Below are 20,545 nucleotides of genomic sequence, written 5' to 3'. Positions count from 1 at the left end.
TTGATATAAATAAATACTCCCTACAGGTATATTTAAGTTGTCCATATAATCATTGGACAATAGGGTATATTTAAAAAAATAATGGGGGAGTATATTGTATTTCCCGGTATTTATATGCTCATATTCTGTTGAGTGAATGCAGGGAAAAGAATTGCAGAGAAAAGAATTTTACGGAGTCGGCATATGAAGTACGTACTCGATCATAAAAGAACAGCCATCATCGTCAGCGCCTTGCTGATACTGATGTTGCTCATCCTTGTCTTTGCCAAAAGAGGTTTGTCAGCAGATCAGACCGGCAATACTAGTCACAGCGCCAAAGGTGACATCAACACCAATCTTGGCGCCAGCGCCGTTGGCTTAGGTAATGCAGCAGCTGCAGCAGGTTCCGTACGTCCCTCCCTCAGCGTGACGGTAGCGACCATACAAAATACGGCATGGGCCGGTAGCAGCAGCGCCAATGGCAGCATCGCTGCATGGCAAGAGGCCATCATCGGCACCGAACTCAACGGTGTACGGCTTAATGAATTACTGGTGCAGGTTGGTGACAAGGTCAAACGTGGTCAACTGCTCGCCAAATTTTCTGAAGAGACGATCAGCACTGAAGTCGCCCAGCAGGAAGCGATGCTGGCTGAGGCGGAAGCGACCTTGGCGGAAGCCCAAAGCAATGCCAGACGAGCGATGCAGTTAAAAGAAAGCGGCGCCATCAGCATCCAGCAAATCAACCAGTATGCCACTGCCAGAAATACCGCATTTGCCCGTATGTCCGCCGCCAAGGCAAGTGTGCAATCGGCGCGATTACGACTAAAGCAAACCCGCATTGTTGCACCGGACGATGGTGTGATCTCTGCCCGCAGCGCGACCATCGGCGCAGTTGCACAAAGCGGTCAGGAATTATTTCGTCTGATTCGCCAGGGCAAGCTGGAATGGCGCGCAGAAATGACGGCAGAAGACAGTGCCCGTATCAATATCGGTCAGCAAGTAAACGTGTTCGCTACCGATGGCAGCGTTATTCAAGGCAAAGTCAGAATGCTGGCACCGACGGTAGACACACAAACTCGTAAGACCCTGGTGTATGTGGATTTGCTGGAGGGAGCAAATAAAACTGGCGTGATGAATAATCTCAAAGCAGGCATGTTTGCCAAAGGTGCGTTCGTATTGGCTGAGACCAACGCGATCTCCGTACCCAGTACAGCGGTCGTGATGCGTGACGGTTATGCCAGTATCTTTGTGATGGACACTAGCAAGGACGTAACGAAGGACATCGGCAAAGTAAAGCAATTGCGGGTGACCACCGGCAGAACCCAAAACGGCAGAACTGAAATCCTGAGTTCTCTCAATAATGGACTCTCAGCGACATCAAAAGTGATCGACAGCGGGGCTGGTTTTTTGGCCGATGGCGACATCGTCAGAGTGGTGAGTGCAACTCCCGCCTCTTCCAGCCCAAAGTAAGGCCAGCGCATGATGAACTTTTCTTCCTGGTCGATCAAAACACCGATTCCGGCGCTATTGCTGTTTATTCTGCTGACCCTGGCTGGTCTGCTCGCTTTTCATGCGATGAAGATACAGGACTTTCCTGATATCGAATTGCCGATGATTACCGTCGCCACATCCCTCCCCGGCGCGGCTCCGGCACAGATAGAAACTGAGATCACCCGCAAGCTGGAAAACGCGCTGGGCACGATGCAGGGAGTCAAACATTTGTACTCCACCGTACAAGATGGCATGTCGCTTACCACCATCGAGTTTGTGCTGGAAAAACCTATGCTGGAAGCATTAGACGATGTCCGTAATGCCGTCAGCACCGTGCGCGGAGAATTGCCAGGCGACGTGAAAGATCCTGTGATCAGTAAGGTGGAATTTTCCGGCGTCCCGTTTCTGGTGTACACCGTCGCCTCTGGCAAATTAGATGAAGAAGGTTTGTCCTGGCTGGTGGATAACCAGATCACTAAGTCCTTGATGTCGGTACCGGGTCTGGGCAAAGTTGCACGGGTGGGCGGCGTCGACCGTCAGGTCCTGGTTGAACTCAATGCTGCCAGCATGGCGGCACTGAATGTCTCCGCCGCCGAAGTCTCGCGTCAGCTAGTCCAAGTGCAGCGTGATGCCTCTGGTGGTCGCGCCAATATTGGTAACAGTGAACAGGCAGTCCGTACCATCGCCACCGTCGCCAGCGCAGCCGAACTCGCCAACATGGAATTGAGCCTGAGTGATGGTCGCCGGCTGCAACTCAAACAAATCGCCCATGTACAAGACACCGTCGCCGAACGACGTTCAATCGCGCTACTGGATGGCAAACCGGTGGTCGGTTTTGAAGTTACACGTAGTCGAGGTGCGAGCGAAATTACGGTCGCCAAAGGCGTACGTGATGCCTTAAACAAATTACAAGCGAGCCATCCGGATTTAATTCTGGACGAAGCGTATAACATGGTCGAGCCAGTACAAGAATCCTTTGACGGTTCTATGTATTTGCTGTTTGAGGGCGCACTGCTGGCGGTGCTGGTGGTCTGGTGGTTCTTGCGAGATTGGCGCGCGACTCTGGTATCTGCCGCAGCATTACCATTGTCTGTCATACCGACTTTTCTCGGCATGTATTTGTTTGACTTTACGCTCAACACCGTAACGCTATTATCGCTAGCGCTGGTAGTCGGTATTCTGGTCGATGATGCGATTGTAGAAATCGAAAATATCGTACGCCATTTGCGCATGGGTAAGACGCCTTATCAAGCGGCGATGGAGGCCGCAGATGAAATAGGCTTGGCAGTCATCGCCACGACCTTCACTCTGGTTGCAGTATTTTTGCCAACGGCGTTTATGACTGGCATCGCCGGTAAATTCTTTAAGCAATTTGGCTGGACTGCGGCATTGGCAGTACTGGCATCCTTAGTCGTCGCACGTTTGTTAACGCCGATGATGGCGGCCTATTTTCTGAAACCTATTGTGCATCCGAGCAGCGACAGCAAGCTGATGCAAACCTATATGCGGGTGGCGGAATGGTGTCTGGAACATCGATTGATGACGTCGATTTTGGCGGGCATTTTCTTTTTTGGATCGCTTGCGCTAGTACCATTTTTACCGACTGGCTTTGTACCACCGGACGACCGTTCACAAACCGTCGTCAAGTTAGAACTACCGCCTGGCAGTTCGTTTAAAGACACTTTCGCTGTGGCAGAACAAGCGCGAAAAATTCTAGAAAAACGTAAAGATATTACCAAAATTTATACCTCTGTCGGCAGCGGTAGCGCAGGCTCTGATCCATTTGGCGAGGGCGGCATTAGCTCAGTCAACAAAGCCAATTTGACACTCACGCTGAGTCCCCGATCACAACGCAGCGAGACAAAAACAGTGATAGAAGGCAAGTTACGTCAGGTATTACAAGTGCTGCCGGGTGTGCGAATCAATATCGGACTTGGTGGTACGGGAGAAAAACTACAACTCTCGTTAAGCGGAGATAACCCCGATACTTTAAACAGCGCAGCAGAGGCAGTGCAGAGAGATTTACGTACTTTGTCAGGCGTCGGCGCGATTAGCTCAAACGCCAGCCTGCTCCGGCCAGAAATTATTATCCGTCCAGACTCCGCCCGCGCCGCCGATCTCGGCGTGAGCACTGTGGCGATTGCAGAAACGATACGCGTCGCTACCGTCGGCGACTATGACGTTGGTCTGGCAAAATTGGATTTGCCTGAGCGCCAGATACCGATCGTAGTGCGGTTCCCGCTAGGGTCACGCAATGATCTCTCGCAGTTATCCCAACTCGCGGTACCTGGCAAAACTGGACATGTGCTACTGAGCCAAGTCGCTGATCTAAGCATGGGCAGCGGTCCGACACAAATTGGCAGAATGGACCGATCACGCAACGTCACCTTTACCATAGAGTTGAACGATAAAACTTTAGGTGAGGTCAGCGATGCCGTCGATACCCTGCCAAGCTTAAAGAATCTTCCGGCTGGCGTCATCCGCACAGAAATTGGCGATGCCGAAGAGATGAAGACGCTGTTTGCGAGTTTCGGGCTGGCGATGCTGACGGGGGTATTGTGCATCTACATGGTGCTGGTATTGCTGTTCCATGATTTTATGCAACCAGTCACGATTCTGGCAGCTTTACCTTTATCCATAGGCGGGGCTTTTGTCGCACTACTATTAACGCACAGCGCATTCTCTATGCCGTCTTTGATTGGCTTAATCATGTTGATGGGCATCGCCACTAAAAACTCTATCCTTCTGGTCGAGTATGCCATCGTGGCACGTCGCAACGGACTGTCGCGTCGCGCTGCATTGCTAGATGCCGGACATAAACGCGCGCGCCCTATCTTAATGACCACCATTGCTATGGGCGCTGGCATGCTGCCAATTGCTTTGGGCATCGGCATTGATCCTAGTTTTCGCGCACCGATGGCAATCGCCGTCATCGGTGGTTTGATTACCTCCACCCTGCTTTCATTACTGGTGGTACCAGTCGTATTTACCTATGTTGACGACCTTGTACAAAAAGTAATGCGACGTACAGTAAAAACAGCGCACGCCACTACCGCTGCGGACGAATAACGATCACCGCAGCAAATCACCACGCCTATCGCATGCATGCGGTGATCGTCACAAAATATTGATACCTGCCGATCGTATTAATGGTCGGTTTGCGCTCACGCAGCAGCGCACTTTTTGCTGCTTTTTATATATTTAATGCAAGCATTTTAACTCTGCAAAATCATGATCATTTTGCTGTAAAACACGATTAAAAATAAGCTAAAAAATAAGATCAAAAATATCATTAAATAAGTACCATTAATTATTTAAACGATTTTTAATCGAAGTTAACCTCCAATGGCTGTGCAATGCATGTCATTAAAGGGTCATAAAAATATGTATATCGATATGTTGTTATCAATTAACAACAATTTCTGCACTATTTCCCTAAAAAAAACGCAAATCCTTGACTTGATTTCTTACTCATAAGTTAATGAGCAATCGTTTGCGCAAGCGATTGCTTTTTTCTGCTTTTTTATCGTTTTAGGAAATCAGAAAGTCATGAGGCAATTTATTTGTGTCTACGATTGCGTCGAGGTGTCACAGCCAATATCAGGGTCGGCGTATTGATATCAGTCGTCAACAAAAGATGTAGAGCACAACAATAACAAGAACAGGTCTGCAGCGAAGTCTGCTTTTCTTCCCTTCGGCCGTATCAATCTTGTTGCAGTTTTTTATTAGCTAGCTTCAGATTTACTCAATGTACTTGGTTCGGAACATACCGAATTTACTCAACAGCCGTCTTAAGGGAGAAACAACTCGTGCACAACTTTACACATCATCTGAGTCATCGCATCAAACTAAAAACCCTCGCCTATCAACTCAGTCTGGTCTGCGCTTTAGGTGTGGCAGCAAGTAGTAGCGCTATGGCCTCATACGCCGATCATCATGAATTTGAGGCGACGCTGCATGTACCTTTTCGTGCAGATGCTAGTCTGCGGACTGGTGACGAGTCGCGTTATTTCACGATGGAATTTGAATTCCCCCTGCTGGAACAAGAACAATCCGTCACCTGGCGTCTGGAGCTGATCAGCCCGACCGGGAAAGTCGTCAACAAATGGTATGGCGTAGAAAAATTATTTAAAAAAACTATCACAACCAAAGTATTGTGGGCAGGTCGTCCATATGGCTCGACTAGCTTATCTTCCAACGTACCTAATGGTTTATACCAAGTGCGCTTGACTGCAACATCCAATGACACGAGTGGTTTGACTGCTTTGGCTGGCGGTGCAGGTGCACAAGACAAATTAGTAGAAAACGTATTAGCCAAGTCTAAAACTGAAATCATTTCTCAAAGCTGGCCTATGCAAGTGGGTACGCTCACCGCACCGTCTATGCCGAGTTTTAAAGCCTTGCCTACTCGCGCAAAAAGTGGCACAAGCCTCGCTAGCACTAAAACACTCAGCTCAACTGCTGCTGGCGGTACAGTCAGTTCTTTAGCCGTTGCGGCACCAAGCAGTTTGCCGTACACAATCTATTTCGGTAACTTGCATAGCCAGACAAATCACAGCGATGGCGGTGGCGCTCTGAGTTCTTGTACCGGCGCACAAAATCCGCAATCTGCCGCACTTGGCCCGACAGATGCCTACCAATATGCGTTAAACCGTGGTCTGGATTTTTTGATGACGTCGGAACACAATCATATGTACGACGGGTCTGACAGCACCAATGCTTCTGCCGTACCAGCAACCGCAAAAAATCTATATCAATCGGGACTAACGGCGGCGACCAGCTTCAATTCTGCACATTCAAACTTCTTGGCTATTTATGGCATGGAATGGGGCGTCATTAGCAATGGCGGCCATATGAATATTTTCAATTCCAACGAATTACTGGAATGGGAATATAACAGCAGCAATCAGTTGATTGGCGACACCTACACAGCAAAAAGTGACTACGCCGCGCTGTATACTTTGATGCGTCAACGCGGCTGGATCGGCCAATTTAATCATCCAGCAGCTACAGGCCAGTTCAACGCCGGTGGCGTTGATTTGGGCTATACCGCTGATGGCGATCAGGCGATGGTAATGTGCGAAGTGCTGAACACTTCTGCGTTCTCAACCAATACCACCGAGACCGAAACTAGCCGTAGTAATTACGAAGCGGCCTGTAATAAAGCGTTGGAAGCTGGTTATCACGTTGCCTTCAGCACAGATCAAGATAACCACTGTGCTAACTGGGGTGCTTCTTACACCAACCGCACTGGCGTGTTGCTACCAACCGGAACGACCTTAAACACAGCCAACTTCCTGGCTGCATTAAAGGCGCGCCGAGTGTTTGCGACGATGGATAAAAATTCCCAATTGGTCTTGACTGCCAACGGCCATTTGATGGGCGAGCGCTTTACCAATACCGGTGCGTTAACTCTGGTCACTAACTTTGCCAGCAGTACGGGACGTACTGCTGCAACGGTAGCAATTTACGAGGGTGTGCCTGGACGTAACGGCACGGTCACACAATTGTCCAGCACTGCCACAACGACCATCACACCAGCAGTCGGTGAGCATTTTTACTATGCAAAAATCACTCAGGATGACGGCAATATTTTGTGGTCTGCACCGATGTGGGTAACGCAGTCCACAGGCTCAGGCGGCTCCAGCGATACAACGCCGCCAACAGTCAGCGCAACCGAAAGTGGTACCAGCGGTAATATCACTTTATCCGCCAGCGCCAACGACAATGTCGGCGTCAGTAAAGTTGAGTTTTATGTCGATAGCGTTCTGAAAGGTAATGCCACCAGTTCGCCATATAGCTTGTCGTTGAATTCAACAACACTGAGCAATGCCTCCCATTCGTTGGTCGCCAAAGCCTACGATGCGGCGAACAATGTCGGCACTTCCAGCGCAGTCAATTTTACGGTCAGCAATGCGACCAGCGACACCACGCCGCCAACGGTCAGCGCGACTGAAAGCGGCACTAGCGGCACCATCACTTTGTCGGCAACGGCGAGCGATAACGTTGGGGTTACTAAAGTTGAGTTTTATGTCGATAACACTCTCAAAGGCAGCGCCACGACCACACCTTACTCACTGACGCTAAACTCCACTACGCTCACCAATGCAAGCCATAGCTTAACGGCCAAAGCTTACGATGCCGCCAATAATGTTGGCACATCCTCAGCAGTCAATTTCACCGTTAATAACGCGGCGGCATCGACTCAGTTGATTGTAAATGGTGGATTTGAAAGTGGTGCAAGCTCATGGACAGCGACTAGCGGCGTAGTCAGTTCTGACAGCAGCCAGGCAGCACATGGCGGAACGTATAAAGCGTGGATGGATGGTTATGGCGCTGCACATACGGATTCCATTTATCAGCAAGTCACGATTCCCGCTACCAGCACAACCGCAACGCTGAGCTTCTGGCTGAAAGTCATCTCTGACGAAACGACGACCACCAATGCCTATGACACCCTGCAAGTGCAAATCCGTAATAGCAATGGCACGGTACTCGCGACACTGGCGACTTACTCCAACTTAAATAAAGGCAGTACTTACGTTAACAAAACCTTTGATTTGAGCTCGTACAAAGGTCAGACTGTTCGCGTGTACTTCTTAGGTGTGGAAAATAGCACCGTCGCAACTTCGTTCCTGATTGATGATGTCAGCTTAATTGCGCAATAAAAAAATCTGTTGGAACTGGCGCAAGCCAGTTCCAACAGATTCATCCATTAAGCATTACGCCATAGTTAGCTTTAATACGCTACGACGTCACACAAAATAATCGCGCCAGTTTGGAATTTACAAGCTAGCGTTTTTTATTGAAAACCTCTTACTGGTAAATTAGCACCGCGTTGTATCCAGTTCTTCGGAGAGTACACAGTGCGGCCATCGGTAACATGCAATGTATAAGCATGGCGAGATACCGCAGAGCGATTCGGTGCGCTGTAATGTGGCAACAAACCATGGAAGCAAACCAGGCTACCCGCTTTGACTTCTAAAGGCACCGCTGTACTATCATCCGGCCAAGGCATCGCGTCTAATTTCTCTACGATGACGTGATCGCCCTCACGGATAAAACGTTCGCGCAAGGGAGTTCTGTGTCCACCCGGTTCTGCCCACAAACAACCGTTTTCTAAAGACGCATCCTCCAGCGCAAACCAGAACGTAGTCACACTGATTGGCGTCGTATCAAAGTAAGTAGCATCTTGATGCCAGCGTACTTCGCCACCAATGCCTGGCTGTTTAAAGATATACATGGATTGCCAAATTTGCGGCTCCACCAGACCTAAATCCTGCGCCACTTGCGCCAACTTGGCATCACGTGAAAAAGCAATAAAAACCGGATCAATATCATGCAAGGCGTGGCCGATTTTGTTGATCGATAAAGATTTATCCTGCTTCAGTTCGCCGTCCGGACCAAATGCCTCTTCCTCAAAAAAACAGCGCACCTTATCGGCCGAACCTAAAAAATAGTCGTCTGTCGATTTCTCTTGCTCTTGGGTAGTAAAGATAGACTTGCTCTCAGCAGTGTCAAACTGCTCCACAATCAAACCCGCGCGTTCGCGCAATGCAGCGATCTCGGCAGCAGATTTAAAGTCCGGCACGATCAAATAACCATCCTGAATAAATTGCTCTTTTTGGGCGACGCTCAACATGATACTTTTCCCTCTATGTGTGGCAAACGATGAATTCTCTGCAAGTCAAATCAGATGTTACTAGCTGTATGATACAAAATTATACGCTTGGCAGAATGTTAGCTATTTAAAGAACCGGATCTCACCAAGGTTGGAACAAGCGCTCTAGTTTTATCAGTTATCGTGGCTAATTCCTTAAAACCAGGCAATTTTGTGTAAAATTGTGCCGCTTTGTCGTGCATCAGCTTCGACACTATTATAAGAAAGATATCGAGATGAATGAAGTCCCAATGAATAAAGTCGTCATCAGCGGCACTGGTCTGTTTACTCCATCCCAATCTATCAGCAATGAAGAATTAATCGCTAGTTTCAATGCCTATGTTAATCAATTTAATGCACAAAATGCGACGGCAATTGCCAGCGGTGAAGTAACTGCATTAGAAGAATCCAGCGTCGGCTTTATCGAAAAAGCCTCCGGCATTAAAGCACGCTTTGTCATGGAAAAAGAAGGCGTGCTCGACATCAATCGTATGACGCCGCGCATACCAGAACGCAGTGACGAAGAACCCTCCATCATGTGCGAAATGGCCGTGATTGCCGCCACACAAGCATTAGAACGCGCAGGTCGTACCGCCGCCGATGTGGATGCGGTCATAGTCGCTTGCAGCAATTTGCAACGCGCCTACCCAGCTATTGCAGTAGAAGTACAAAGTGCCTTGGGCATCGATGGCTACGGTTTTGATATGAATGTTGCCTGCTCATCTGCCACCTTTGGTATTCAGGCTGCGGTCAGTGCCATACAAAGCGGCCAGGCGCGCTCAGTGCTGATGGTCAACCCAGAAATTACGAGTGGCCATTTAAACTGGCGTGACCGCGATAGTCATTTCATTTTTGGTGATGCATGCACTGCGATTTTGGTAGAGCGCGCAGATCTGGCAACGTCTGCCGATCAGTTTGAAATCATTGGTCTCAAATTAAAAACCCAGTTCTCCAATAATATCCGTAACAACTTCGGCTTCTTAAACCGTGCAGATGAATCCGGCATTGGCAAACCCGATAAGCTTTTCCGTCAGCAAGGTCGCAAAGTATTTAAAGAAGTTTGTCCGATGGCAGCTGCAACCATTACGGCAACAGTACAAGAAGCAGGGATACAAATCCCTGAAGTACAACGCTTCTGGTTACACCAGGCTAATCTAAATATGAATCTGCTGATCGCTCGTATGATACTTGGACGCGACGCAACGGCGGAAGAATCGCCAACAATTTTGGATACCTATGCGAATACGTCATCGGCAGGCTCCATCATCGCTTTCCACAAGTATCAGGATGATTTAGCGAGCGGCGCAGTCGGTGTGATTTGTTCGTTTGGTGCAGGTTATTCGATCGGTTGCGTAGTCGTTAAAAAGCTCTGATCGTAAGCATCCCTAAAACAAAAAAGCTGCGATATAAACGCAGCTTTTTTGTTTTAAGGGTTGTCACCTTTTTAAACTGCCAAGGCTTTTTCTAACAAGGCATGCAGCTCTGTAAAGGACGGTTCTCCGACATAACGCTTAAGAATATTACCTTGCTTGTCGATGACATAGGTCGTTGGGGTTAATTTAACTTCACCAAATGCTTTTGCTAAGGCGCCGTCAATATCTAGAGCTACGTTAAAAGGTAACTGCCGGGTTTCAGTGTAATTGAGTACATAATTCGGCGGATCGTAGCTCATCGCAACAGCAACAAATTCCAAGCCTTGCGTATGATATTTATTATAAGTTTCTATCATATGTGGCATCTCAGCGACACAAGTAGTGCAGGAAGTCGCCCAAAAATTGACCATGACGACTTTGCCGCGCAAACTCTGCGCACTAATTTTTTCACCTTTCAGATTTACAAAAGTGACGTCCGGCACAATTGCCTTATTTGACAGTGATTGATAAAACAAGACGCACAGCGTAATTAAAGCTGCGCCAGCAATAACGGAAAAAATTCTGAACTTGATCGGGGAAGAAGGCGCCAACATAAGAAACCACCAGAGATGTACACAACAGAATCCCATTATACGACCGATGCCGTATTATGGTGGCTGACTATCTCTTGCAAAATTAATATGCTGACTGAAATAACATTGCAACAACGTAGACGAAAACTAATCAGTGGTTTGCTCACATTACTGATACCCAGCTTTGCATGGTCAGAAAAGAGTAGCGTCGTCTTGCTGCTGGCGGAAGCGAGCCCTGATCAAAATCCACAAATTCCCGTCAATGATACTTTTCGCAAAACGATGGATTACGTCGAAAAAGAACTCGATGTTAACTTTGAAATACGACACTATCCATGGAACCGCTTACTCAAAAATCTCAATCAAGGCGAGGGCTTAGCCTTTGGATTATCCAAGACCAAAGAGCGCCTGCGGACATTACACTTTTCTGACCCTGTATATACAAGCTATGTATGGATGATCACTTTAAGCAACAGCGTTTTTCCATACCAATCTATACAAGATTTAAAAGGTAAAAAAATTGGAATAATCCGTGGCTCTAGTTATGGAGATGAATTTGATGCACAAAAAAACAGTGCGTTCACTGTAGACGAAGACACCTACTCAATTACTTCGCGATTACAAAAATTAATCAACAAGCGAACCGATGTTATTTTGGTAGGACATCGTAGCGATAACCCGACCAAAATCGAAAGCATCATCAACAACTTAATCCCAAAACTGTCACTAGAGTCCGCCTTGCCATCGGGTGTGAAGTTTGCTGTATTAGGCAAGCCACTGAGTACCGATCACATCCATTTCGCCATTTTAGCGAGCCAGGATAATGGCATCATCAACCGCATTAATACGGTGATCCAAAAAGCAAAAAAAACTAGCGCACTGGAATAATCTGTACGCTAGTCTTCTAAGACTCTTTTAATAGCGCAGCAAGCGACTACTTCTTAGCACCAAAAACCAAAAGTAAACCACCAACAACAATCGCACCAATGCCAGCCCAGACTGGTACGTTGACGGTTTCTTTTTCTTTTACGGATAATTCAATTGGCCCTACTTTTAAAGCTGTGCTGTCTTTGGTATAGCTAAAGCCGCCATAAATTAAACCCAGCACGCCAGCCAGGATTAAAGCGATAGCGACGAATTTGATTGCATTCATTTTTTCTTTCCTTGATCAGTGAAATCTCAGTTCCACCTCAGTTACACCACAGTTACAAATGAACGCCAGAAGGGATTTTCTGGCGGTATTACAAATCTAATGGCGCAGAAATCGTCTTGCCCGACACATGGGTGGTCAGCACAATCGCGGTCGAGGTCGAGCCAAATGCATTCAGTGCATTGATGATGCGTTGCAGATGTTCGACATCGGTTGCCAGCACCCGCATCACAGCCCCATCCTCACCCGTTACGGTATAGCAATCAATAATCTCCGGGCAGTCGGCAACGTATTGTGCATAGGGGCGACCTTGCTGAGTCGATAAACGTATCATCGCCGTGATCTGGTAGCCAAGTGCTTTAGGATTGATATCAGCGCGGTATCCACGGATCACCTGGGCGCTCTCCAGCCGCTTAATGCGCTCGGACACAGCAGGTTGGCTCAGATGGATTTGACGACCAATTTCTGCATGCGTCATGCGAGCGTCCTGCTGCAAGAGCTGTAGAATTTTTTGGTCAAAGTTGTCAATTTTTTGGGTCATGATTTTGGTTAACTTATGATCGTCAGCGCTTGCCACAGGTTTGATAGGTGTCTGCCATGATATTCAAGCCAATCCATTGCAATCGTCCTATTTTGCTGATGGAATGCTCTTTAAAAGAGTGTGCTTACTTGTTACAGTGTAAATCAAATTTAACTAATCTTTTAAAGAAAATACTATGATTTCTCATCAGCAGATCGCCCGCATTGCGCAACAATTCCAGACTCCTTGCTGGGCTTATGACGCCAACATTATTCGCCAGCAAATTGCCCGTTTGCGCCAGTTTGATGTCATCCGTTTTGCGCAAAAAGCCTCAAGCAATATTCATCTGCTGAGCCTGATGCGAGAAGAAGGCGTCATGGTCGATGCAGTCTCGCTAGGAGAAGTAGAGCGGGCGCTGGCCGCTGGCTATGTTCCAGATGCGCAAGCAAAGCACGCCCCCATCGTTTTCACCGCTGATTTACTGGACAAGCATGCCTTAAAGCGTGTGATAGAGCTGAACATCCCGGTCAATTGCGGCTCACCTCAAATGCTGGAACAGTTAGGCCAAGCCCATCCCGGTCATGCGGTCTGGTTGCGAATTAACCCCGGCTTTGGACATGGACACAGCCGCAAAACCAATACCGGTGGCGAACAAAGCAAACACGGTATCTGGTATGAGCATCTGGCAGAGAGTCTGGCACTGATCGCGCACTACAAACTAACGCTGGTTGGCTTGCATATGCACATTGGCTCAGGCGTGGATTACGATCATCTGCAAAGCGTCTGCGATGCGATGATTTCTCAGGTTAAAACTTGTGCTTGCGATATGTCGGCCATCTCCATTGGCGGTGGTTTATCCATTCCTTACCGTGATGGTGAAGCGGTGGTGGATACCGATCATTATTTCCAAATCTGGGCGAAAGCGCGCGAGCAAATTGAGGCGCATCTGGGTCACGGCATCAGCATGGAAATTGAACCTGGTCGTTTTTTGGTCGCTCAATCAGGCATCCTGATCTCTGAACTGCGTGCGCAAAAACAAGTCGGCAATAACTTCTTCGCCTTAGCTGATGCAGGCTTTAACGATCTGGCACGTCCCGCGATGTATGGCAGCTACCACCGCATCAGCGCCCACGCTGCGGATGGCACGCCACGCACAATGGACTTAAAAGCCACCGTCGTTGCTGGCCCACTATGTGAATCCGGCGATGTATTTACGCAAGAAGATGGCGGCGTCGTCACAACCCAAGACTTGCCTTTATGTGAGATTGGCGATTTGCTGGTGTTCCATGACACCGGCGCTTATGGTGCGAGCATGTCATCCAACTACAATAGCCGCCCGCTGATACCCGAAGTGTTAGTCGATGGCGACCAGATCAAGCAGATTCGTCGTCGCCAGACAGTGCAGGATCTGATTGCGCTAGAACAAATTTGATCGCTTTTCTGAAAACCATTTATTAAATTAAATTGGATTAAATTAAATTCAATTTAGATCGTCCAATCATAATGCGGCTTCTGGACGCTTTTCATGCCAGAAGCCGCATTATCATTGGACCTTTAATTTTGGGGAACTTCTACTTACTAAACACCAGTTTCAATTCATCATTAAGCCAACATCGGCAAGCAAAACCAAAATCTCGTGCCCTCGCCCTCGGCACTGTCAAAACCTATCCTGCCGTCCATTTTTTCTATCAAGGTTTTGCTGATATGCAAACCCAAACCTGTACCGCCCTGGTTGCGGGTGCTGCTGCTATCGGCCTGCGCAAACTGACCAAAAATCTTTGGTTTGAATAATTCTGGAATACCGCAGCCTTGATCAATCACTTGCACCCGGTAAGCACCCTCATGCAGATCAATCATGATCTTGATCGCCATCTGCGCAGAAGAGAATTTGATCGCATTAGAAATTAAATTGGCAAATACTTGCAGCAGGCGTCCGGCGTCGGCATCGACCATTGCGGCCGGTAAGTCGCTATTAAAATCAATACTCACCTGGAACTCATCGGCATAGGCCTGATTGGCTTCTATCGAATGCTGCGCGAGCAATATCAAGTCGTGCCTTTGCAGATTCAGGATCAAAGCGCCCGCCGACAATTTGTTCATATCCAGAATATCGTTGACCAAGGCCAGCAAGCGTTTGCTATTGCGGTGCGCCACTTTGATGAGCTGCTCTGCCTTTTCTGGCAATGCGCCCATGACGCCAGATTCCAGCAAACTTAAAGACCCGCGTATCGACGTCAGCGGTGTGCGTAATTCATGACTCACCATAGAAATGAATTCAGTTTTAATCGTATCCATCATGCGACTCTCCGTCACATCCTGAAAAGTCCCTATCATGCGTACCGCTTGCTGATTTTCATACACTACTTCGCCGACAGAGCGACACCAGATCGCGCGGTTTTTTGCTGTGGTAAGCGGGAATTCAATTTCAAAACCATTCCCGCTATCAATCGCTTTTTGGATTGCCTCTTGGACGATGGGGCGAACATGGGGTAAATAGAAATTAATCGCTTGTTCTAGTGTCGGCTGGAATCCCGGCTCTGTGTCATGAATCAAACACGTCTGATCAGACCAGGTCACTTCTGATGTAAGCAGATTAACGCCCCAGGCACCCACCCCTGCCAGACGCGCCGCAGATTGCAGCAAGGCTTCGCTGCTACGAATTTTTTGTTCATTTTCACGACGCTCGGTGATGTCGGTTTGGATCGCAATAAAGTGACTTAGCTGGTTGGCCTGATCAAACACGGGTTGCATATTCAGACTGATCCAATACGCCTTCCCTTGCTTGTTGTAATGCAAAATCTCCGTCTTGCATTCGACCGCTTGCGCCAGGCAAGTCATGATGTAATCCACGGTGGCGGGGTCTGTGCCAGGCCCATGCAAAATACGGTTAGGCTTTTGGCCCATCATCTCCTGCGAGCTGTAGCCCGACATTTTGGTAAAAGTCGTGTTGACCCACTCAGCCTCGCCTCGCGCATTATTAATAATGACGCCACTGTCGGTGTAACGAGCCACTAAGGATAATTGTTCAAACTGACGGGCGATGGTGTTGAGGCGGGCTGCGCTATCTTCAGCAAGCGCCAGTTTTTTGACTAACACATTGGCTTGTAATTCTACTTCGACCAACTGTGCCAGCGTGCGTAAGCTTTCTTCATCGGCGCTGTCAAATTCCCGTGGCTGGCTATGTACCAGACATAGACTGCCAATCCGAAAACCGTTCGGACTACGCAAAGGCTGGCCTGCATAAAAACGAATATAGGGTTCGCCGGTAACGGCAGGATTGTCGCTAAACCGAGGGTCGGTCAAAGTATCTCGCACAACCAGCGGCTGAGCATTCAGAATAGTATGGCCGCAGAACGAAGTGTTGCGAGGCGCTTCTTGTACCTCTAGCCCAACGGTAGATTTGATCCACACGCGGTCTTGATCTACCAGATTAATCATCGCCATTTCTACCCTAAACAGGCGTTGCGCCAACAAGGTAAGTCGATCAAAACGATACTCTTTTGGCGTATCTAATACACATAAATCCCGCAGCTCTTGCAAGCGATCTGCATCGTTACTCGGGATTGGTGCTTCTAGCATGCAAGCTCCTGGATGAATGCCACAAATCTATTTGTGGCCGGAGCTTAGAGCATACTCTGAGTGCCGTTTGTATGCTTCACATGCAGGCTGTTCTGAACTACATTCAACGCCTAAGAGACAATTTTTTGCAAAAAAATTCAATTAGTTGATAGATAAAAAACAAAATCCTTTGTCCATACATTCTGGGCCTTCCCAAGCATTTTCATGCTGGAGGCCGCATTCTGATTGGACATCTGTTTTTGACGTTTTATTTTAAGCAATCACTACTTCGATAAGCTGTGGCTTAATGACCAGCTAAAACTATTCCCGCCGAGCGCAAGATTACCCTGACATTTTTTAAAAGCCTCGATAAAAGCATCGGTGTGTTCACTAGCATGATCAATGGTCTGGGTAAACGCCAGTGCCCTGATGACGCCGGGCGCGTTGGTAGTTAAAGTGGACGTCATCGTAGCGACAACCTGCTCTTTATCAACCAGCTCAGCAGCACAAGCAAAGACAGCGTCATCGGTAGATTCAAACGTGACGCTTAACTGGTAAGGGCCATCACCTATGGTTTTTGCCAACGCTGTTGGAGTAGAAGTTGATGCCGTAGAAGAACATGCTGACAAGAAAAAAACAGCGCAGGCAACAGCCAAAATCGTGGGGACAAAATACTTAATGACAGAACGAGACATGAATGATTTTTACAAAAACAAATAACACTAGATGATGATGCGGAGCGGCATTTTACCAAGCTATGCGGCGATATCCTGAAATTGCATGTAATTCAGTGTAATTCGATATTGCAGCTTACTGCTTTTAACGGCCTTCCAATATAACAGGAAGGTAAAAGCAAGCGCCTCTACCTTCCTTAACACTTCCTATGCAACAACTGCGTCCCACTCATCATGGGTTTGAGGTTGACCATGCGCTTGATGAGCAATTGCCGCATGTCTGGCATACACAGCGCTGGCAAAAGCACGGCCTTGCGACAGGGATCGCAGATCGGTCGTATGCCCGAACAATTTCTTGAGCGGGACATCAGCCACGACTTCTACCCGGCCTGTATGTTCTTCTATCCCCAGCACCCGGCCATTACGACGTTGCAGATCACCGATCACATCACCGGCATTGGCCGCTGGGGCATCAACGGTGACTGTCATGACGGGTTCTAGCAGGACTGGATTAGCAAGTTTCAGCCCGGATAAAACGGCTTCTTTCGCCGCCACCATAAACGCCATTTCACTACTATCTATCGCATGATAATCACCGTCCAGCAAAGTGACTTTGATGCCCGTGACGCGATGCCCAAGCGGACCTTGCGCCAGTGCCTGCCGTATGCCTTTTTCTACCGCAGAGAAATATACATTAGGAACTACGCCGCCCTTGATAGCATTCTCAAATGCAAACTCACCGTCAAACAACGCCACCCTCATCACAACACGTGCATATTGCCCTTTGCCACCAGTTTGCTTAGACACTTTGCCCTCAACCTCGACCGTCGGGCCTGCAATCGTCTCTTTGTAGGCCACATGTGGCGCACCGACTTTGACTTCTACACCAGCCTCGCGCCGCACTCTTTCAAGCACGACATCCAGATGCAGCTCACCCATACCCCATAAAATAGTCTCGCCGGTTTCTGGATTGCCTTCCAGACGTAAAGACGGATCTTCACGACGGAAGCGATCCAGCGTAGCGATCATTTTTGCTCTATCGCTGCTATTACCCGGTTCTATCGCAAGAGCCACAACAGGTTCACCGGCATCGATGGTTTCTAACACCAGCGGCACTGCTTTCGACGACAAAGTCTGGCCTGTCAGCACATCTTTTAAACCAGCGATAGTAATAATACTGCCCGCCTCCGCCTGGCTAACACCAGTGCGACGATCGGCATGCACAATATACAAACGCCCTACCCTGACCGGCGCCTGCAAACTGGCATTCCAGACCGTATCGCCCTCATGCAAAGTACCGCCATAAAGTCGTACAAAGGACAAAGAACCATGCTCGTCATGCACCACTTTAAAGATCAGCGCAGCGAGTGGATCTGTCGCCCCTGTCGCAACTGGTACAGCGACATCATTTAACATCGCAGTCGGTGCGGCAACATCATCCGGCGACGGCAACCAGTTAATCACCGCATCTAGCAATGGCTCTATCCCTGCATTTTTATAAGCAGAACCAGCCAGCACCGGAACAGCGCGACGTGACAAAGTCATTTGGCGCAAACCTTGTTTAATCTCGGCAAGCGTGAGCGTGTCATTTGTCAAATATGCCTCTGTCAGATCATCGTTGGCTTCTGCCGCAATCGCAGCCACATTTGCATAAGCATCTATTGCTTGCGTAGCCAGCTCAGGCGACAAATCACTTGCAGTCATCATGCCAGCGGTATCCCATGTCAATACGCGTTGGTGCAATACATCAATCGCCGCAGAAAAAGTATCACCGGTACCGACCGGGATCATCAGCGCTACTGGACGCGCATGCAAGCGTGTTCGCACTTGTTCCATCACACGATCAAAGTCAGCGCCAAGCTGATCCATTTTATTGACGAAGATGATCATCGGCACAGCATGTTTTTCTGCCTGACGCCAGACTGTTTCTGTTTGTGGCTGGATACCTGCGACGCCGCTTAACACAGTGATCGCACCATCCAACACCCGCAAAGAGCGCTCAACTTCAATCGCAAAGTCGATATGACCTGGCGTATCGATCAGGGTAAAAGTATGGCCGTCCCAGACACATTGCGTTGCCGCGGCACCGATCGTAATGCCACGTTCTTTTTCCAGATCCAAATGATCCATCGTGGCATTGCCATCATGCACTTCACCCGTGCGATGGATTTCACCCGTCTTGAGAAGAATGCGTTCTGAGAGCGTGGTTTTACCTGCATCAATATGGGCGATGATGCCGAAGTTGCGGGCGAACTGATGTGTAGAAGTTTTTACAGCATTGCTCATTGTTGAGCGAAGTGGAGTGGTAGTCATGATGGTACTTTCAACATAGCGAGCGGTCGTGGAATGTCTTGTGGGACAAGCGCCGCGGGAGCCATGCGACCACCCGTTGTTCAGTGGTCCCGCGCGCGTTCTTCGTCTGCTAACTTCATGATATATAGCTCCCGATTAATCAAACTGAGGTAAAAAATGAGTACAAAATAAGTGATAAAACTAAGCGCCTAAAAACAAAAAAGACCCTGGTGGGCCTTTAATTTTTTCATTAAGAATAATCTTAAGATGTCATTGAGGGCGCACTTTGGCAATCCGAAACCTTATAAAAAAGTTTCGAAACATCAGAGGTAAAAAAGAGAATGTCCATTGAGTTCATCAACACAGGATAGCAGGGATTATTTGAGAGTCAAGGTCGAATTACGCAATATGCTGTTTATTATTTGCGCAACATTAAATTGCGAACAATTTTATTCACCTGACAAAATTAGCGACTCTACTTCTACATAAATGGTGACTTGATAAAAAATATTAATAACTACTTAAAGCGCAATCTCATCCAGATACGTGGAACGAGTACCGGCTACCGGAGGATTATCCGCAGAACGATAGGTCGTCACCAGAGAGAATTTAGTCTGTGTCGTTTGATTACAGCCTGCTGCATGGAACAGATTGCTATGGAACAGCAACACATCCCCCTGCCGCAAAGGCACCGTCTTCGCTTGCGCTAACAAACTTTGGTTCTCGGGTAAATCAGCACGCAAAAATAAGGCCGCATCTAATTGCGAAGCAGCGATCGCCAAGCGATGCGAGCCGGGTATCACTAACAGGCAACCATTCTCTACCGTCTCATCGCGTAAAGCCAGCCAGGCGGACACCAGTTCAGCACGCTGAAAATGCCAGTAGCGGCTGTCTCTATGCCATCCTGTCACACTAGAAAACCGCGGCTGTTTAGTCATGATGCAATTGTGATGCGACTGCACCAGACGCAAGCCCTCGCCCAAAATCTGCCGCAAAGGCTGCACCAGTTGATCAGCTGTTACCCAATCAGCCACCAAAGAACTGCGACCGATCACCTGCAACACCCGCCGCGCAGTCAATCCACCCTCAGCATCACGCGACACTGGCGCGCCTGGGTAACGCGTATCCGCCTCATACTCAATCGGCGCAATATGCGACGCCAATTGTTGCTGAGCAAACGCGATCATCTCTTCACAAACATTGCCATCGACTTGCGCCGGCAACACCAGATAACCGTTTTGTTGAAATTGCTGAAGTTGTTCTTGAGAGAGCATGA

14 protein-coding genes are annotated in these 20,545 nt (G+C 48.3%); 6 read left to right on the top strand and 8 right to left on the bottom strand.

What is annotated here, in order from left to right; genetic code table 11:
* The first annotated feature begins 183 nt into the window (after nucleotides 1-183).
* The 3 genes from AAKU61_RS04415 (at nucleotide 184) to AAKU61_RS04405 (ending at nucleotide 8,138) form a co-directional block, all read left to right on the top strand.
* A complete protein-coding gene (locus tag AAKU61_RS04415; RefSeq protein ID WP_354329979.1) occupies nucleotides 184-1,449 on the top strand; it encodes an efflux RND transporter periplasmic adaptor subunit in 1,266 nt (421 codons plus the stop codon).
* Between the two features lie 12 nt (nucleotides 1,450-1,461).
* On the top strand, nucleotides 1,462-4,539 hold the full coding sequence (locus AAKU61_RS04410; RefSeq protein WP_354330096.1) for an efflux RND transporter permease subunit: 3,078 nt from the start codon (nucleotides 1,462-1,464) through the stop codon (nucleotides 4,537-4,539).
* A gap of 947 nt (nucleotides 4,540-5,486) precedes the next feature.
* On the top strand, nucleotides 5,487-8,138 hold the full coding sequence (locus AAKU61_RS04405) for an Ig-like domain-containing protein (RefSeq protein WP_503012580.1): 2,652 nt from the start codon (nucleotides 5,487-5,489) through the stop codon (nucleotides 8,136-8,138).
* Between the two features lie 134 nt (nucleotides 8,139-8,272).
* Here the strand turns inward: AAKU61_RS04405 and AAKU61_RS04400 are convergent, their stop codons facing one another.
* The gene (locus AAKU61_RS04400) at nucleotides 8,273-9,112 is read right to left on the bottom strand and encodes a phytanoyl-CoA dioxygenase family protein (RefSeq protein ID WP_354329975.1); all 840 of its coding nucleotides are present in this window, start codon (nucleotides 9,110-9,112) and stop codon (nucleotides 8,273-8,275) included.
* A gap of 269 nt (nucleotides 9,113-9,381) precedes the next feature.
* On the opposite strand from AAKU61_RS04400, the gene AAKU61_RS04395 reads away from it, so the two are divergent.
* Complete coding sequence (locus tag AAKU61_RS04395; RefSeq protein WP_354330095.1) at nucleotides 9,382-10,503, top strand: beta-ketoacyl-ACP synthase III; 1,122 nt, start codon at nucleotides 9,382-9,384, stop codon at nucleotides 10,501-10,503.
* Nucleotides 10,504-10,574: 71 nt separating this feature from the next.
* Here the strand turns inward: AAKU61_RS04395 and AAKU61_RS04390 are convergent, their stop codons facing one another.
* Nucleotides 10,575-11,096 carry a TlpA family protein disulfide reductase gene (locus AAKU61_RS04390; protein ID WP_354329973.1) on the bottom strand — a complete coding sequence of 174 codons (522 nt, stop codon included), beginning with the start codon at nucleotides 11,094-11,096 and terminating at the stop codon, nucleotides 10,575-10,577.
* 15 nt (nucleotides 11,097-11,111) lie between these two features.
* Here AAKU61_RS04390 and AAKU61_RS04385 point away from each other — a divergent pair, with 15 nt between their 5' ends.
* On the top strand, nucleotides 11,112-11,963 hold the full coding sequence (locus tag AAKU61_RS04385) for a substrate-binding periplasmic protein (RefSeq protein ID WP_354329971.1): 852 nt from the start codon (nucleotides 11,112-11,114) through the stop codon (nucleotides 11,961-11,963).
* A 46-nt stretch (nucleotides 11,964-12,009) separates the two neighbouring features.
* On the opposite strand, the gene AAKU61_RS04380 is transcribed toward AAKU61_RS04385, so the two are convergent.
* Together AAKU61_RS04380 and AAKU61_RS04375 are read right to left on the bottom strand one after the other, a co-directional pair.
* A complete protein-coding gene (locus AAKU61_RS04380) occupies nucleotides 12,010-12,228 on the bottom strand; it encodes a hypothetical protein (RefSeq protein ID WP_322120283.1) in 219 nt (72 codons plus the stop codon).
* An 88-nt stretch (nucleotides 12,229-12,316) separates the two neighbouring features.
* On the bottom strand, nucleotides 12,317-12,766 hold the full coding sequence (locus AAKU61_RS04375; protein ID WP_322120284.1) for an Lrp/AsnC family transcriptional regulator: 450 nt from the start codon (nucleotides 12,764-12,766) through the stop codon (nucleotides 12,317-12,319).
* Between the two features lie 175 nt (nucleotides 12,767-12,941).
* Here AAKU61_RS04375 and lysA point away from each other — a divergent pair, with 175 nt between their 5' ends.
* Nucleotides 12,942-14,177, top strand: coding sequence for a diaminopimelate decarboxylase (gene lysA, locus AAKU61_RS04370; protein ID WP_354329969.1), 1,236 nt, complete (start codon nucleotides 12,942-12,944; stop codon nucleotides 14,175-14,177).
* A gap of 170 nt (nucleotides 14,178-14,347) precedes the next feature.
* Here lysA and AAKU61_RS04365 read toward each other — a convergent pair whose 3' ends face one another.
* From AAKU61_RS04365 to AAKU61_RS04350, 4 genes are all read right to left on the bottom strand, one after another.
* Complete coding sequence (locus AAKU61_RS04365; protein ID WP_354329967.1) at nucleotides 14,348-16,324, bottom strand: ATP-binding protein; 1,977 nt, start codon at nucleotides 16,322-16,324, stop codon at nucleotides 14,348-14,350.
* Between the two features lie 263 nt (nucleotides 16,325-16,587).
* Nucleotides 16,588-16,998, bottom strand: a complete 411-nt coding sequence (locus AAKU61_RS04360) for a hypothetical protein (RefSeq protein WP_354329965.1) — start codon at nucleotides 16,996-16,998, stop codon at nucleotides 16,588-16,590.
* Between the two features lie 186 nt (nucleotides 16,999-17,184).
* On the bottom strand, nucleotides 17,185-19,290 hold the full coding sequence (gene fusA, locus AAKU61_RS04355) for an elongation factor G (RefSeq protein ID WP_354329963.1): 2,106 nt from the start codon (nucleotides 19,288-19,290) through the stop codon (nucleotides 17,185-17,187).
* A gap of 500 nt (nucleotides 19,291-19,790) precedes the next feature.
* Nucleotides 19,791-20,543, bottom strand: a complete 753-nt coding sequence (locus AAKU61_RS04350; protein WP_354329962.1) for a phytanoyl-CoA dioxygenase family protein — start codon at nucleotides 20,541-20,543, stop codon at nucleotides 19,791-19,793.
* Nucleotides 20,544-20,545: the final 2 nt, after the last annotated feature.

The organism is Undibacterium sp. GrIS 1.2 (genome assembly GCF_040544435.1).
In the GTDB taxonomy this organism is placed as follows: Bacteria; Pseudomonadota; Gammaproteobacteria; order Burkholderiales; family Burkholderiaceae_D; genus Undibacterium.
Note: the sequence above shows the minus strand (reverse complement) of the source record. Positions and strands in the feature narration are given on the sequence as shown.